This is a genomic window from Persicirhabdus sediminis, assembly GCF_016595495.1.
Classification (GTDB): domain Bacteria; phylum Verrucomicrobiota; class Verrucomicrobiia; order Verrucomicrobiales; family Akkermansiaceae; genus Persicirhabdus; species Persicirhabdus sediminis.
Genome location: NZ_JAENIM010000023.1, coordinates 41,180 through 58,219 on the forward strand (window position 1 = coordinate 41,180; position 17,040 = coordinate 58,219).

A 17,040-nucleotide genomic window follows, 5' to 3' on the forward strand; every position below is an offset into this window, starting at 1 on the left:
TAGCTAAAGCACTTAAACATAACATCATTCAATCGTTTAAGTTGTTTTATGAAAACTTCACCTAACAGCAATAAAGTGTTCGGCCAATGGTCGAATATAGGCTAATAAAGTCAATTAACGATTAACAACCCAACCGCCCTATGTCATCTCGTACAAAAATACTCGCTCGCATTCAGCAGGCACTTGAGCCCGAGAATGCTCCCATGAGCAACGAGACCGAACAGGCTGGTATCCCCGTCATCCACCCTGCCAATCTCTGGAGCAGATTTGCGCATACATTCACTGATAAAAATGGTGTCTGTATCACTAACGTTCAGGCGCTTAGCAAAATTCTCCAGAAAAACGGCCTCACAAACGGCTACTGCCCAGCGGAACTTCATCCGCTTATAGCGTCTACGCTCACCCAACAAGACATCCAAATCAATGCTGAGTTTCCTGTCAATGCAGTCGGCAGCATCGATTTCTGCATTCATAATGCCTACGCAGCTTGCGCTAGAACCGGCAAGATTGTCTACAAACACGCATTAACCTCACAGCGTCTAGCAAGCGTTACTCCATGCGTGCAAATTGCGATCGTTCGCAAAGAAGACATCAAGCAAGACCTATCAAGTCTTGCATACAGTAGAGCTGAGAAGAGCGACATTATCGAGTCACTCTGCCCAGCTGACACACAAAACATCGAAAATCCTATTATTGCCAATAGCATTACACAGCTCATCATTATCATTTGATGCTGCTGGAAAGTTATCGGTACCATAGATTTACGCAACCATAGTATTCTCCTCAGCTGGACCGCATCTTGCATGCAGTCCAGCTGGAGAATCCCCAACTAAATTATTAGTAAATCTATTTGTGCGCATTTTCTGTAAAAAAGCGACGTCTTGACGCGCAAAATGGTTGCTATCTGAAATAGTCTGACATACTCACCCGTTATCTAAGCGTCTGATGGACTATTCAAACTTAGCGCAAAAATTTACGGCTCCTAAGCCAGAACAACTCGACCGACTAATGGCTGAGTACCAGATTCTGCGTCTTCTGGAAAGCCGTCAGCGCTCAGCCATCTACGTTGCACGCGACATCCAGACACGCCAGAAAGTAGCGATTAAGATCCTACCTAAGCGATATACTACGGACAACGCCTTCCTCGAGCATTTTGAAAAGAGGATGCAAGCGCTGATGCTAGTAGACAACCCACACATCGCTAGAATTCTCAATTACGGCATTGTCGACGGCATGATCTTCTTGGCCATGGACTACATCCGTGGCCGCAGACTTAGCGATCTCGTCACTGAGCACCGCATCAACCAGGCCAAGGTCGCCGTACTTGTTTCTAAATGTGCTTCTGCGCTCAGCGCTCTGCACAGCGAGCTCATTGTCCACCGCCGTCTCTCCCCAGAGAATATCTTGATCAACGAGTCGGCGGAGCCAGTAATCATCGGTTTTGCCCTAGACCGCCCCATCAAATCAGGCCCAGCTCTGTTGCAGGATAACTTTGTCTCACCTTACCGCGCCCCTGAGCTCAATGACAAACAGGCTCCGGTCACCCAGCGTGCAGATATCTACTCACTTGGTGTTATCCTTTATGAAATGGTTTGTGGTCAACTTCCCACAAGGCCGTATTCATCAGCCACCAAACTTGGCGCCAGCGCTCGTTTAGACGACATTATCCGCAAGGCTGTGGACCCAGTGCCGTCAAAACGCTATGCCAATACTAAGATCATGCGCAAAGAACTGGAAAAGTTCCGCGAGCATTTGGCTGTAGAATCTCAAGCTGCCATTCTAAAAATCACCACCTCAAGGCACCAAACCGTCGCCGCTGTAGCTGAGCACAAAAGCTCATCAGTGAGCACCTACTCGGCGCCAACACCAACGGTTCCGCAACCACGACCACGTCCTCGTCGCACCTCAAATGCAGCGATTGCACGCCCAGTATCCCGCCAAATACGCAGGAGCGCCAGCTATTACCCATCAGCTAACGAATCCGTATTTTCCCCGGGGATTATAGCTCTCATCGGCCTAATCGTCGCCGTGCTCGTCATTGCTATTCTCGCGAATAACCGGACACCGGCACCGCAGGCTCAAAACTCACCACCACCAAACAGTGGTATCCTCACAGCTCCAGTAAATGCGGTTCCTCAAGCTCAACCGGTAGTAGCCCCATATACCCAACAGCGCAAAAGACATGAGCGCCCAGATTTCCGCACCAAAAAAGGTCCGTGGGAACCACTCGAGCGTACTGAATAAGTTTCCCCCAGCTAGCTCACCATTCAGCTGAATGACTCCATTCCTAGCTGGTCAAATTCCTAGCTGGCCTAATTTCTAGTTAGTCCAATTTCTAGTTAGTCCAATTTCTAGTTAGTCCAATTTCTAGCTAGTCCAATTTCTAGCTGGTCAATTTCTAGCTGGTCAATTTCTAGCTGGTCAATTTCTAGCTGGTCAATTTCTAGCTGACCCAATTTCTAGCTAGCTGCCATTGGCTAAAACAAAAGCGCCCTGCGAGCTGGGCTCACAGGGCACTAAAAACTACGCTAGTAATTTGGTGAATTAGTAGTTCTTCACGCCGTTAGCGATCAGCTCAGAGAAGCTGTCCGCAGCGAGAGAAGCACCGCCAACCAGACCACCGTCGATGTCAGCTTGAGCAAGAAGCTCTTCAGCGTTGCCGCCGTTTGCGCTGCCGCCGTATTGGATACGGATCGCGTCAGCTGCGTCTTGGCCGTATACTTCAGCTACTACTGAACGTACGAACGCGTGAGTTTCTTGTGCTTGTGCAGAAGTAGCAGTTACGCCTGTACCGATTGCCCATACTGGCTCGTAAGCGATAACAACGTTAGCAAGATCTTCAACTGAGATACCTGCAAGACCTTCTTTAACCTGTGAACCGAGAACAGCTTCCAGCTTGCCGCCTTCACGCTCTTCCAGAGTTTCGCCGATGCAGAAGATTGGCTTCATTCCAGCTGCAAGAACTTTCTTGTTCTTCGCATTCACTATTTCGTTAGTCTCACCGTAGAGAGTACGACGCTCACTGTGACCAGTGATAACAAACTCAACACCGAGCTCTTTGAGCATGTCTGTGCTAGTTTCGCCGGTGAATGCACCGTTGTCGTTTTGAGAAACGTTCTGTGCTGCAAGAGCAACAGAGTCACATCCCTTAAGCGCAGCAGAAGCTGCAGCCAGAGATACCATAGGAGCTGCTACGACGATGTCGCACTTAGCAGCAAAGCCTTCAACTTGGCTGATGAATGATGGGAAGAAGTCAGCTGCAGCAGCTGGACCGTGGTTCATCTTCCAGTTAGCAGCGATGATTGGTTTACGCATAATAATTTGTTGGTTGATATAAGGTTAAAATTAAACTTCGTCGAGAGCAGCAACACCAGGAAGTGTTTTGCCTTCAAGCAGCTCGAGAGACGCGCCACCACCTGTAGAGATGAAGCTGAAGTCTTTCTCGTCGCCAAACTTCTTAACAGCAGTAACAGAATCACCACCACCTACGATTGAAACAGCGTCGCTCTTGGCAACTGCTTCTGTGATCGCGCGTGTACCTGGTGCAAAGTTCTCCATTTCAAACACACCCATTGGGCCGTTCCAGAGAATAGTCTTAGACTCAGCTACAGCAGCTTTGAAATCTTCGATCGCCTTTGGTCCGATATCCAGACCCATCCAGTCGTCGCCGATTTCACCACCGTCAGCAAATGACTCAGTCATTTTGCACTCAGAAGTTGCGCTGAACTCTTTAGAAACACAGCTATCAACAGGAAGAAGGAACTTGATGCCTTTTTCCTTAGCGTTCTTGAGGATATCAAGTGCAAGGTCGAGGAAATCATCTTCGCAAAGTGATTTGCCGATCTTGTAGCCCTGAGCTTTGAGGAATGTGTAAGCCATACCACCACCGATGATGAAAGTATTTGCTTTGTCCATCAGTGAGTTGATCACCTGGATCTTGTCGCTCACTTTAGCACCACCCATGATTACGAGGAATGGTGACTCAGCGTTAGCAATCTTGTCGCCAAGGAACTCAAGCTCACGAGCGATCAGGAAGCCCATTGCGCTCTGCTTTACGAAATGTGTCACACCTTCAGTAGATGCGTGTGCACGGTGTGCTGTACCAAATGCGTCGTTAACAAAGATCTCTGCATTGCCGGCAAGTGCCTTAGCATACTCAGAGTCGTTCTTTTTCTCTTCGTTGTAGAAACGTGTATTCTCAAGCAGAAGCACTTGACCATCGGTAAGAGCGGCACGCTGAGCTGCTACTTCTTCACCAATGCTGTCGCTTGCAAACTGCACGTCTTGACCAAGGTATTCACCCAGGCGCACAGCAGCAGCCTTAAGTGAGAATTTTGGATCTGGAGCACCAGCTGGACGGCCCATGTGCGAGCAAAGAACAAGCTTAGCGCCACCTGCGATGAGGTGCTTGATGCTTGGCAGAGCTGCCTCGATACGAGTATCGTCAGTGATTTGGAGTTCAGCATTTACTGGCACGTTGAAATCAACACGCATCAGCACTTCACGACCTTTTACATCAAGGTCTTTGATAGAAAGTTTAGCCATAATGGAAAATTATTTTGTTTGGTTGGAAAATAAAAAAAGCCGAGGGGAGGGTTTCCCCAGCCCTCGGCTCTGTAAAATAATTCAGAGACGAATTAGAGAGATGCGCCGAGCATGATGAGTGCGTCAGCAGCGCGGTTTGAGTAACCCCACTCGTTGTCGTACCATGAGCAAACCTTAACGAAGTTGCCACCGATAACCTGTGTGCAACCTGCGTCGAGGATTGAGCTGTGTGGGTTAGAAACGATGTCTTGAAGTACGAGTGGAAGCTCGCTGTACTCAAGGATACCTTTCATTGCGCCTTCAGCTGCTGCTTTGAATGCTGCGTTTACTTCTTCTGCAGTTACGTTAACGCCTGCTGGGAGAAGTGCTGTGAAGTCTGTAAGTGAACCTGTTGGTGTTGGAACACGGAATGAACCACCGTCAAGCTTGCCCTTCATTTCTGGAAGAACTTCACCGATAGCCTTAGCTGCACCAGTAGAAGTAGGAATGATGTTCACTGCTGCTGCACGTGCACGACGGAGATCAGCATGAGGAAGGTCAAGGATGCTCTGATCGTTTGTGTATGAGTGAATTGTTGACATGAAGCCACGCTCAACACCCCAAGTGTCGTTAAGTACCTTTACGAGAGGTGCAAGACAGTTAGTTGTGCATGATGCGTTAGAAACGATGTGATGCTTAGATGCATCGTAGTCTTGATCGTTGATGCCGAGACAGAATGTAAGATCTGGGTTCTTAGCAGGTGCTGAGATGAGAACTTTCTTGGCGCCAGCAGCGATGTGCTTAGCTGAACCTTCGCCAGAAGCGAAGAAACCAGTTGACTCAAGAACAACGTCTACACCGAACTCAGCCCAAGGAAGCTTAGCTGGGTCACGCTCTGCAGTTGCGTGGATTTTGTGACCGTCGATGATGATGTACTCGTCATCGTAGTCTACCTCTGCGTCAAAGATACCCTGAGTAGAGTCGTACTTAAGGAGGTGAGCAAGAGTCTTGTTATCTGTGAGATCGTTGATTGCAACAACCTTCTTACGTTCGTCAGCGCTGAGTGCACGGAGCACGTTGCGTCCGATGCGTCCAAATCCATTAATTGCGTAGTTAGCCATGGTTTTCTTTGGTTATAAAATGCCTCCACCTGAGCGGGAAGCGCGACGCAAAGTAATCCCCCCACCTAGGATTCGTCAATACCTGCTTGGCTCAAAAGCAAGAAATGCACACGGATTCTCGTTCTGTGCTTCATTCTCCCCTTAATATCAATAAGCCCCGCGACCAAGTGATCTAGCGAAACCACCATCGTCACAAGCAAGAACAAACAACATATCACTGAAAACCAAAGCATTATGTAAAAACCCAAGCGAAAAACCAAAATAAATCCCAAAGCAAGCGCGATTTCACAATTTTCCTCACCACCACGCAGCATTTGCTAAAACAACAAATGCCCCCCCCAGAACACCCAAAAATCCCGCAAAAACCGAATCCCACACAATACTACACACAAAACCCTGCAGCACTCAGCTCCCCCAACGCTCCATCAGACCGGTCTGAAAACTGAACACGGAAAACTTTCCACTCCTTCCCTCCCCCAACACTTCATCGTCCCAGCATGAAAACTGCACACGGAAAACTTTCAACTCTCCCCTTCATCGTCCTAGCCTGAAATCTGCACACGGAAAACTTTCAACTCCAAAAACCACCATCTTGAGTTGTGTCAAAGATGGGGTAATTTCTGCGACCAAATTTTTTCCTTTATAGAGTCGCATTCCCCTTGCCTAGCACGCTGATCTTACTAGGATGCCGATTCTTTCCAAGCCCCAGCCAAAAACCGAGAGTCCAATGAACCGAATTTTTGTCGAGAAACAATCCGAATTTAATACCCAAGCTCGTGAGCTTCTGCACGATCTGAAGGAAAATCTCAACCTCCCCCAGCTTGATGGGCTTCGGGTCATCCAGCGCTATGATGTGGATGGTCTCAGCGATGAGGAATTTGCCAATGCTAGCCAGCTGATCCTCTCTGAGCCACAGGTGGACGACGTTTCCAGCCAGCTGAAGCTGGCTGCTGACGAGCAAGCGTTTGCGGTAGAATTTCTTCCAGGTCAGTTTGACCAGCGTGCTGATTCAGCCGCCCAGTGTGTGCAGATTCTTACTCAGAAACAGCGCCCGCTGATCGCCTCCGCACGTGTCATCGTGCTCGCTGGAGATCTCACCGCTGAGCAGATCGAGAGCATCAAGGAATATACTATCAACCAAGTGGACTCACGCGAAGCTAGCATGGACGTACCAGCTAGCCTCGAGCTTAAGGTGGACGTACCCGCTGATGTGGAATTCCTCGCTGGCTTTAATGAAAAAAGCGCTGACGATCTCGCTACCATGCGTGCAGACCTTGGCCTAGCAATGAGCCACCAAGATCTCATCTTCTGCCAGAAATATTTCCGCGACGAAGAAGGCCGCAACCCAAGCATCACTGAAATCAAGATGCTGGATACTTATTGGTCTGATCACTGCCGCCACACGACTTTTGCTACCAAGATCGAAGCTGTCGATTTTGATGACAATACTGAAGTGGTGCAAGACGCTTACCGCCGCTACCTACAAGTGCGCGCTGACGTATACGGCGACAAGCTGGAAACTCGCCCACAAACACTGATGGACATCGCGCTCATCGGCATGAAAGAGCTGCGCAAAACTGGCGAGCTGGATAACGTGGAAGTTTCTGAAGAAATCAACGCCGCGAGCATCGTGGTTCCTGTTGACGTCGACGGCGAAGAACAAGAGTGGCTGGTGCAGTTTAAAAACGAAACTCACAACCACCCAACTGAAATCGAGCCATTTGGTGGCGCTGCTACCTGTCTCGGCGGATGTATTCGCGACCCACTTTCTGGCCGCTCATACGTGTATCAAGCGATGCGCGTCACTGGTGCTGCAGACCCACGCACACCATTTGCTGAAACTCTAGCTGGCAAACTCCCTCAGCGCAAAATCTGTAAGGGAGCCGCAGACGGATACAGCTCATACGGCAACCAGATCGGCCTCGCTACGGGTCAAGTATCTGAAGTCTACCACCCGAACTACGTTGCCAAGCGCATGGAAATCGGTGCCGTAGTTGCTGCCGCGCCTAAGGAAAATGTTTTCCGTGGCACTCCAGCTACTGGCGATGTGATCCTGCTCATCGGTGGCCGCACAGGTCGTGATGGTGTAGGTGGCGCTACTGGTTCTTCTAAAGAGCACACGGATACAGCGCTGGAAAATTCCGCTGAAGTTCAGAAAGGTGATCCGCCAACTGAGCGCAAAGTTCAACGACTTTTCCGCAACCCAGAGCTGGCTAAGAAAATCAAGATTTGTAACGACTTCGGAGCTGGTGGTGTATCAGTAGCGATTGGTGAAATTGCTCCAAGCCTGATCATCAACCTCGATGCCGTGAAGAAAAAGTACGACGGCCTCGACGGTACTGAGCTGGCAATTGCTGAGTCTCAGGAGCGCATGGCCATCTGCGTAGATCCATCTGAAATCGAATATTTCCAAGCTGAGTGCGACAAGGAAAACCTTGAGTGCACCCACGTAGCCGACGTTACTGATAGCGGTCGCCTCGTCATGAACTGGCGCGGAACCACTATCGTTGACCTGTCTCGCGAATTCCTCGACACCAACGGCGTTCAGCTTTCTACCAAAATCAAGGTAGATGCTCCAGCCGCTGACTGCCCACTCGGCAAAGCCATCCCAGCCGTGCAATCAGCTGATGGCCTCGAAGACAAATGGAAAGCAGCCCTTTCCGACCTCAACTCAGCCAGCCAGAAAGGCCTCGGCGAGCAGTTCGACGCCTCCATCGGCGCCGGCACCGTGCTCAACCCATTTGGCGGCAAATACCAGCTCACACCTACAGACGCCATGGTCGCCAAGATTCCTCTGATGAAAGGCGATACCACCACCTGTACGCACATGAGCTGGGGGTTCAATGCCAACATCGCTAGCTGGAGCCCATTCCACGGCGCACTCTACGCCATCACTGAGTCTGTATGCCGCGTGGTCGCTTCTGGCGCTCACCTCGGTGACATCCGCCTCACACTGCAGGAATACTTCGAAAAACTTGGCAACAATCCATCACGCTGGGGCAAACCATTCAGCGCGCTGATGGGTGCCTTTGTCGCGCAAAACGAGCTGCGCCTCGGCGCTATCGGCGGTAAAGATTCCATGTCAGGAACCTTCAACGAGATCGATGTGCCTCCTACATTGGTTTCCTTCGCCGTCGCTCCAGGAAAAACGCAAAATGCTATTTCTCCTGAGTTCAAGCTAGCTGGATCAGACATCTATCACGTAGCAGTGCCGCGCGATGACAACCAGCTGCCTAAGTTCGACCGACTCAAGGAAATTGCTGACCTCATCTACGCGATCAACGCGGACGGCAAAACTCTCGCCATCCACACGCTCGCCGAAGGCGGCATCGCCGTTGGCATCGCCAAGATGGCATTTGGTAACAAGATTGGCGCCGAACTCAGCATCAGCGAAGACGAGCTCTTCGGCGAACGCTACTTCGACTTCCTCATCGAAGTCCCAGCTAGCATCGAGCTACCTAGCGCACTCGCCGCGGTGAAGATTGGCCAAACAACTGAAGCTGAAAACATCTCTGTTGGAGCCGAATACATCGACCTCGACAGCCTACTCAACGCATGGACAAATCCACTCGAGTCAACATACGCGACTCAGGCCGTTTCTCCACACGACGAGCTGGAAACATTCAGCTACCAGCGCTCAGAGCCAGCTGGCAAATCAGCTAACATCGTTAGCGGCGCCAAGCCAAAGGTGATCATTCCAGTATTCCCTGGAACTAACTGTGAATACGACACCGCCAAAGTCTTCAACGAAGCTGGCGGCGACGCATCCACATTGATCTTCCGCAACCTCAACCCACAAGGCGTTGAGGAGTCACTTGCTGATTTTGCAGCCGCTATCCGCGAGTCGCAAATCCTCATGCTGCCAGGTGGATTCTCCGCCGGTGACGAGCCAGATGGATCAGGAAAATTCACCGCCACCGTGCTGCGCAACCCAGCCGTACGTGACGCTGTGATGGACCTGCTGAAAAACCGCGACGGTCTCATCCTCGGTATCTGTAACGGATTCCAGGCGCTCATCAAAACTGGCCTCCTGCCATACGGTGAAATCCAAGATCCTAAGCCAGGCACACCGACTCTAACGTTTAACGACATCGGTCGTCACGTCGCTTGCTACACCACTACTCGTATCGCATCTAACCTCTCACCATGGATGGCTAACTGCTCAGTTGGCGACATCCACCAGATCCCAGTATCTCACGGTGAAGGAAAGTTCTACGCCACAGCTGAAGACATCAAACAGCTCGCCGCTAACGGACAGATCGCCACTCAGTACACCGACCTCGCTGGCAACCCAAGCCTCAACATCGCCTACAACCCGAACGGATCACTCTACGCCATCGAGGGCATCAGCTCACCATGCGGACGTGTTCTCGGCAAAATGGGCCACACCGAGCGCCGCGGCACTGCAGTCGGCAAAAACATCCCAGGTGAAAAACACCAGCCACTCTTCAAGGCTGGCGTCGATTACTTCATCGGATAATCAACTCAACTGATAATAGTTAGCTGGCTGGAAATTCCAGCCAGCTAACGAAATCAATCATCACAAAAAAGCCCGCAGCCATCCAGCTGCGGGCTTATTTATTTCTAGCTAAAATCCCTAGCGATCTAATGATCTAGCTGCCTCAACTCGCCCGGTGATTTACCCGTCTGTCTTTTTATAAACTGACCCAAGCTCGACGCGTCAGGAAATCCTGACTGTGCGGCAATTTTCTCTAATGGTAGATTCTGCGTTTGCAGCAGCTTAATAATCGCCTGCGTCTTGATATCGCGCAGCACATGACCAGGGCTTGTGCCCGCATGCTTGCCAAATGCTCGCTCCAAACCACGGCGAGAATAACCACAAGCGGTGGCCACCTCAGACACTGAGGCACCACGCAGCGCATTCTGATCCATCCAATAAAGCGCACTTTGATAGATCTGCAGGTAGCGGTCAACGCGATGGCTAGAACCACGCGCCACCAAATACGGCGGACGAACTTCCTCTTCACGTGGCACCCTAGTTAGATCGAGGCGCCGCGCCAAGTGAATCGCCGCAGCTCGCCCAATGTCGATCGGGTTCAAATCAATACTACTCAGTGCAGGCGAGGCAAAATCACAGGCTAGAACATCATTATCCACGCCAATCACCGCAACCTCTTCTGGCACTCTAGCATTGATCAATACACAGGCCTGCAACACAGCTAGACCAACCTGATCACAGCAACCTAATACGCCGATAGGTTTTGTTTTGGATTCTAGCCAGTCGGCAATTTTTTCTATCGCCGTCCAGCCAGTAGATTCTTCTGGCTCCAGACGAAGCCACTCGCAGCCGCCCCAGTTAATCGACTCGGTAAAGGCATCACCACGCTGTTTGGACCACAAAACTCCCTCCCAATGGACGTAACCAGCACTCAAAACTCCTAGCCGCTGAAACTCAGAGGCAGCAATCTGACCAACCGCATAATCGTCTGCGTGTGGACCAATTTGCTCCTCGCTCACAAAGCCAGCTGGCCCACGCAACTCAACCACTGGAACGCCAAGCTGTCGCAAATAAACCAGTGTATCAGCAGCCACCCCACGTGCAATCACGCCGGAAATGCCGCCGCGAGCCACCAGCTTTTCCAGCTGCTGACGCTCACTCACAGCTGGCGAAGTCCACACATCCCACCACTCTCTTTCCTTAGAGACATCAATAATTCCACGCAGGAGTTCGCGCGTAAAATAACCAATGCGGTCAGACATAAATAGAATGCGTTTCTTTCTCATGGTTTGCTGAATATTCGTGTTTGCACTTAACGACTCTAAACGTCGTATTTTATAAAACGTAATTTCGCAAGCAGACATTGCATAAAAATGATTTCGCGACACAATGATCGTAATGAATGAAACAGATTACATCTTCCCAACAATCATCTTGATGGGAGTATGTGGCTGCGGAAAAACAACGATAGGCAAGCAACTAGCAGCAATGCTCGATGGACAATTTTTCGACGGTGACGATTACCATCCAGCCAGCAATATCGATAAGATGTCGCACGGCATAGCGCTCAACGACACTGATAGAAAAAGCTGGCTCGACTCATTGTGTCAACTTATCAACTCACGCAAATCTAGCGGCGAGCCCACCATCGTAGCCTGTTCATCATTGAAATCTACCTACCGACAACAATTAAGATCCTGCGCGGTGAAAACCCAATTTGTCTACCTCAGAGGAGATAGACAAACCATTCTGCAAAGAATGCAAAACCGCGCAAACCAAGAAAACCATTTCATGCCAGCGTCATTGATTGACAGTCAATTTGCGATTCTAGAAGAGCCAGTCAACGCAATCCAAGTAGACATCTCATCGTCCCCTGAAGAAATTTGCCCGCAAATCATTGCTGCTGTGAAAATGACCTTAGGAATGGATTGCCCCGTCTAACTCACATCAACACCTGCCACTACTTTAGCCCATTAGCCAATCATGGATTACCTTCACGACGATGTATTTCTGACCACTGCAACCTCTCGCTGGCTCTACCACGAGGTCGCTAAAAATCAGCCAATCATCGATTTCCACACTCACTTACCTCAAGACGAAGTGCTTGATGACCACCGCTTCGAAAACCTCTGGGAACTTTGGCTGAAATACGACCACTACAAGTGGCGACTCATGCGCGCTAGCGGTGTGGATGAAAAATTCATTTCAGGCACAGCCAGCCCGTGGGAGAAATTTCACGCATTCGCTAGCATCATGCCTCTAGCATTGGGTAACCCAGTCCACCAATGGGCTCACTTTGAACTCAAACGCGTCTTCGGCATTAACACCCTGCTATCAGCTAACACCGCTGAGGAGATCTGGCTGCAAGCTAACGACAAGCTGCAAAACGATCCCAAACTAAGTGTTCGTGGGCTGCTAGAATTCTTTAATGTAGAAACGATCTGCACAACTGATGATCCAGCTAGCGACCTAAGCAGTCACCTCAAGCTACAAGGTGTTGGAAAATGCAAAGTCCTGCCGACATTCCGTCCAGACTTGGCAATGAAAACCGACGAACCAGAAAAATTTACTAACTGGATCAACCAACTTGCTCAGCGTATCGGTTCGCAAATCGACAGCTATCAAGCGCTGATAGCGGCACTTAAATTGCGCCACGATGAGTTCCACCAAGCAGGCTGCCGACTCTCAGACCACGGACCTCCATTCAGCCCAACTGAACCAGCTAGCGACGAACAGCTAGAAGCCATCTTCCAAAAAGTAGTCGCAGGTTCAGCCTCAAACGAGCTAGAGTGGGATCAATTTGCTTTTGCCATCATGGCTAACACTGCGCGCTGGAACCACGAAAAAAACTGGACCATGCAGCTGCACCTCGGGCCACTCAGAAACACTAACAGCAAGCTTTTCCAACAAGTTGGACCCGATGCGGGATTCGACACCATGGGCAACTGGCAGCAAACCACTAAGCTCATTAACTTCCTCGATCAGCTAAATAACAATGACCAGCTGCCTAGAGTAATCGTCTACAACCTCAACCCTAACGAGAGCTCATCTATCTGCTGCGCACTGCAGTCATTCCAAGACGCCAGCTGCCCAGGCAAATTGCAATACGGACCAGCTTGGTGGCACCTCGATTACAAAAAAGGAATGTTAGAACAGCTGGATCTATTTTCCAGCTACGGCGCCCTAGGCACCTTCGTTGGCATGCTCACCGATTCCCGCTCGTTCACCTCCTACGTCCGCCACGAATATTTCAGACGCCTGCTTTGCCAATACCTAGGACAGGCTGCTGAGCTAGGAGAAATACCAGCCGATAAGCAAGAGCTATCCAAGCTCGTGTCCAATATCTGTTACAATAACTCGAAAAATTATTTCCACTGGTAAATTAAAACTTATCCACTATTAAGCACATATGTCCTATATTGAAAATTTATTCGACCTCAAAGGTAAAGTAGCCGTCGTCATCGGTGGCACTGGTGAACTCTGCAGCCACATGGCTTTTGGTCTCGCATCAGCTGGCGTAGAAGTCGTTCTAGCCGGTCGTAGCGAAGAAAAAGCCACGGCTGCCCTAGCTAAAATTGAAGCCGCGGGCGGCAAAGGTTACTTTGTCCAAACTGAACTCAGCGACAAAGGATCGTTAGAGGCGTTGTTAGCTACTACCTTGGAGAAGTCTGGTAAAGTTGACATCCTCATCAATGGCGCAGGCATCAACAGCGCACAACCATTCCTCGATATCCCATTAGAAGAATTCCACAAGATCATGGACATCAACTTGGGCGCTACCTTCCAAGCTTGCCAGATCTTCGGTAAATACTTCATCGATCGCGGCCAGCCAGCATCTATCATCAACCTCGGATCTATCTCCGGCCTCAACCCTCTCTCACGTGTCTTTGTTTACTCAGCCTCAAAAGCTGCCGTTCACAACATCAGCAAAAACCTCGCTCGCGAATGGGCTGAAAAAGAAATCCGCGTGAATACCTTAGTGCCAGGATTCTTCCCAGCTGAGCAAAATAAGAAAGTGCTCACACCTGAGCGCGTCGAGGACATTATGCGTCACACCCCTGCTAACCGATTCGGCAAACCTGATGAACTCATCGGCGCTGTATTGCTTCTATCATCCCATGGTGCAGGCAGCTTCATCACCGGTACTGAAACGGTTGTTGATGGTGGCTATGACTCCATGACGATCTAGCTCCTTTAAAAAGATAACCCCCAAATCTTCCACACACTATACCCTATGTCAGAGAAAATTGATCAAGCCATTAACGGCAACTTTCTAACAAAGTTGAAAATCTACGGGGCGATGAGCGGTCCCGGCTGGATTCAGGCAGCCGTCACCTTAGGCGGAGGCTCTCTGATAGGAGCTCTCTATCTAGGAGTGATAGGTGGCTACGAATTCATGTGGCTTCAGCCGCTAGCCATGCTGTGCGGAATTATCATGCTTTCGGCGATCAGCTACGTCACCCTCTCCACCGGCGAACGCCCATTCAGAACCGTACAGAAAAAAGTCTCCCCCACACTTGCTTGGGGCTGGCTGATAGCCACCGTCGTGGCTGATACCGTTTTCTGCGCCGCCCAGTTTGCTCTGGGCCGTGGCGCGCTAGAGCAAAACTTAGGCGTTCCCGACACTGTGCCCTACCTCATTACTGGCACCTTTTTTGTTATTTCTCTCTCCCTACTCTGGCTGATGGTTGGAGGTGGTAAAGCGGGCAAAGTAGTCGACAACTTACTCAAGGTGTTAGTCGCCATCATTGTGCTCGCATTCATGGGTGTGGTGATCACGCTAACACTCAAAGGAGCTGTTAACTGGAGCTACATCCTCAAAGGACTCATTCCTGACTTTAGCGCGCTATTCCAGCCAACAAAAAGCATCGGCGCCGCCATCTCAGCAACTGGCCCTGCCGCTGACTACTGGAGCCAATACGTCACCGACAACCAGCGCAACATCATCATCACTGCCTTTGGCACCGCCGTGGGCATCAACATGACATTTCTACTCCCCTATACACTGCGCCGGAAAGGATGGGGGAAAAAACACCGCGAGCTGTCACGCTTCGACCTCATGTTAGGACTCTTCGTGCCATTTATTCTGGGAACATCATTTCTAGTGATTTCCTCAGCAGCTAGCTTCCACGCCAAATACCAAGATGTCCTCAGCGAAGACGGCCAAGTCAAAGAACAATCTGCTGATATTTACTATAACATCGTCGATGCTAAGCTAGGATCAGCAAACCCTGATTTTGCAACACTCAGCGATGCAGAAAAACAAACTGCTAGAGAGTCACTTCCTCTAGCTGAGAAAAAACTAGCGGCAATGTTAGTGAAACGTGACGCTGGCGCCCTAGCAAAATCACTAGAACCTTTCCTCGGTAAATACGCCCAGCTCATCTTTGGTATTGGCATTCTCGCCATGGCCATTTCCACCATGTTAGTCCACATGATGATGAATGGTTACGCCATCAGTGAGGCATTTAACAAAGTCGACTCAAAGCTCGTCTTTATGGCTGGTGCAGCCATGCCCGCCATCGCTGGATTTTTCTCTCCATTCCTCTGGAGTGGAGCCTCAAAGGCGGCGTTAGCCGTTCCTGCCTCAGTGATCGCAACTACCCTCTTACCCATCGCTTACTTAGCCTTCTTGTTATTAATGAACTCCAAAGCTGCCCTAGGTGAAGAGTTACCTAAAAAACGCGCATTGGTGAACGTGCTGATGATTATCTCAGCTGGTGCCGCCACTTTTGCTTCTATCTGGAACTTGGTGAACAAAGGGCCAGCTGGAATGTACGGACTTGTTGGACTCGCTGTATTAGCCACCATCGGCATCTACGGATTTGTCAAAAATAACAAGCTAGCTAGCTAACACTATTTTCACAAGACACTCTCACATCATGAAAATTGGAATCATCGGTGGCGGCATGATCGCCCAGTTTCACGCCATGGCTATTCAGGCAATGGCTAATGGGACACTGCACTCAGCCTACATTCGCAATGAAGAGAAAGCAGCTGAGTTCAAAGCTAACTATCCATGCACCGTCTATCACGATCTCGACGAATTTCTAGCCGACAGCGAGCTAGAGGTCGTCACCATAGCCACACCTAGTGGAGCACACCTGCAGCCAGCACTGGCGGCTGCCAAAGCGGGCAAACACATCATTGTGGAAAAACCACTCGAGGTGACTACGGAAAAAATCGACCAATTGATCGATGCTTGTGATCAAGCTGGAGTAACCCTAGCAGGCATCTTCAACCGCAGGTTCCACCCTGCGATGGATGTCGCCAAGCTAGCTATTGTGCAAGGGCGCCTCGGCCAACTAACCCTAGCTGAAGCTTCTATCCGATGGTTTCGTGATCAAGCCTACTACGACTCTGGCGCATGGCGCGGAACTTGGAAGTTAGATGGCGGCGGCGCCTTGATGAATCAATCTATCCACGCCATCGACCAACTCCTCTATCTAGCTGGCCCCGTGAAGCGACTCAGCGCCAGCATGGCATGCCTAACTCACGACAACATCGAGGTAGAAGACACCGCTGTGGCGATTTTGGAATTCACTAACGGCGGTCGCGGTATCATTCAAGGCTCAACCTCATGTTACTCGTCAGATGGAAATCCAGCTGAAATCCATCTCAGCGGCTCAACCGGACACATCGTACTTTCCGATGAATCATTTTCCCACTGGGATTTCAAAGAAGAAGCACCTGAAGATGCTGAAATCCGCGAAAAATATATGGTCGGCGCTGCAGCTGGCATGGGCGCTAACGACCCAACAGCTATCAATTTCACTGGCCACCAAAAGAATTTTGAAGCGGTGATAGAGGCCATTCAGGCTGGCAAAAATCCACCCATCGACGGACACGAAGCACGCAAAGCTGTCGAGCTCATCCGCGCCATCTATCAAAGCGCTCAGAATAATGGTGAATGGGTAGAGCTAGCCCACGACTAGC

General features: G+C 50.1%; 12 protein-coding genes. 8 read left to right on the forward strand and 4 right to left on the reverse strand.

Going from position 1 to position 17,040, the window contains the following annotated elements; all coding sequences use genetic code 11:
- The first annotated feature begins 140 nt into the window (after positions 1 to 140).
- Positions 141 to 731 carry an LUD domain-containing protein gene (locus tag JIN82_RS05275; RefSeq protein WP_200310601.1) on the forward strand — a complete coding sequence of 197 codons (591 nt, stop codon included), beginning with the start codon at positions 141 to 143 and terminating at the stop codon, positions 729 to 731.
- A gap of 214 nt (positions 732 to 945) precedes the next feature.
- Positions 946 to 2,244, forward strand: a complete 1,299-nt coding sequence (locus JIN82_RS05280; RefSeq protein WP_200310602.1) for a serine/threonine protein kinase — start codon at positions 946 to 948, stop codon at positions 2,242 to 2,244.
- Positions 2,245 to 2,544: 300 nt separating this feature from the next.
- On the opposite strand, the gene tpiA is transcribed toward JIN82_RS05280, so the two are convergent.
- From tpiA to gap, 3 genes are all read right to left on the reverse strand, one after another.
- Positions 2,545 to 3,315 (reverse strand): triose-phosphate isomerase, encoded by a 771-nt coding sequence (gene tpiA / locus JIN82_RS17125; protein ID WP_234041790.1) that lies wholly within the window; start codon positions 3,313 to 3,315, stop codon positions 2,545 to 2,547.
- 30 nt (positions 3,316 to 3,345) lie between these two features.
- Positions 3,346 to 4,545, reverse strand: coding sequence for a phosphoglycerate kinase (locus JIN82_RS17130; protein WP_234041791.1), 1,200 nt, complete (start codon positions 4,543 to 4,545; stop codon positions 3,346 to 3,348).
- A 92-nt stretch (positions 4,546 to 4,637) separates the two neighbouring features.
- The gene (gene gap, locus JIN82_RS05290) at positions 4,638 to 5,645 is read right to left on the reverse strand and encodes a type I glyceraldehyde-3-phosphate dehydrogenase (RefSeq protein WP_200310603.1); all 1,008 of its coding nucleotides are present in this window, start codon (positions 5,643 to 5,645) and stop codon (positions 4,638 to 4,640) included.
- Positions 5,646 to 6,372: 727 nt separating this feature from the next.
- On the opposite strand from gap, the gene JIN82_RS05295 reads away from it, so the two are divergent.
- Complete coding sequence (locus JIN82_RS05295) at positions 6,373 to 10,125, forward strand: phosphoribosylformylglycinamidine synthase (RefSeq protein ID WP_200310604.1); 3,753 nt, start codon at positions 6,373 to 6,375, stop codon at positions 10,123 to 10,125.
- A 125-nt stretch (positions 10,126 to 10,250) separates the two neighbouring features.
- Here JIN82_RS05295 and JIN82_RS05300 read toward each other — a convergent pair whose 3' ends face one another.
- Positions 10,251 to 11,390, reverse strand: a complete 1,140-nt coding sequence (locus JIN82_RS05300) for a substrate-binding domain-containing protein (RefSeq protein WP_200310605.1) — start codon at positions 11,388 to 11,390, stop codon at positions 10,251 to 10,253.
- Between the two features lie 103 nt (positions 11,391 to 11,493).
- On the opposite strand from JIN82_RS05300, the gene JIN82_RS05305 reads away from it, so the two are divergent.
- The 5 genes from JIN82_RS05305 to JIN82_RS05325 are packed head-to-tail and all read left to right on the forward strand — an operon-like array spanning position 11,494 to position 17,039.
- Positions 11,494 to 12,045: a gluconokinase gene (locus tag JIN82_RS05305; protein ID WP_234041792.1), complete on the forward strand. Its 552-nt coding sequence runs from the start codon at positions 11,494 to 11,496 to the stop codon at positions 12,043 to 12,045.
- A 42-nt stretch (positions 12,046 to 12,087) separates the two neighbouring features.
- Positions 12,088 to 13,485, forward strand: coding sequence for a glucuronate isomerase (gene uxaC / locus JIN82_RS05310; protein ID WP_200310607.1), 1,398 nt, complete (start codon positions 12,088 to 12,090; stop codon positions 13,483 to 13,485).
- A 28-nt stretch (positions 13,486 to 13,513) separates the two neighbouring features.
- Entirely contained in the window at positions 13,514 to 14,293 is a 780-nt protein-coding gene (locus tag JIN82_RS05315; RefSeq protein ID WP_200310608.1) for an SDR family oxidoreductase, read from the forward strand.
- Between the two features lie 45 nt (positions 14,294 to 14,338).
- The gene (locus JIN82_RS05320; RefSeq protein WP_200310609.1) at positions 14,339 to 15,958 is read left to right on the forward strand and encodes a divalent metal cation transporter; all 1,620 of its coding nucleotides are present in this window, start codon (positions 14,339 to 14,341) and stop codon (positions 15,956 to 15,958) included.
- A 28-nt stretch (positions 15,959 to 15,986) separates the two neighbouring features.
- Positions 15,987 to 17,039, forward strand: a complete 1,053-nt coding sequence (locus JIN82_RS05325) for a Gfo/Idh/MocA family protein (RefSeq protein ID WP_200310610.1) — start codon at positions 15,987 to 15,989, stop codon at positions 17,037 to 17,039.
- Position 17,040: the final 1 nt, after the last annotated feature.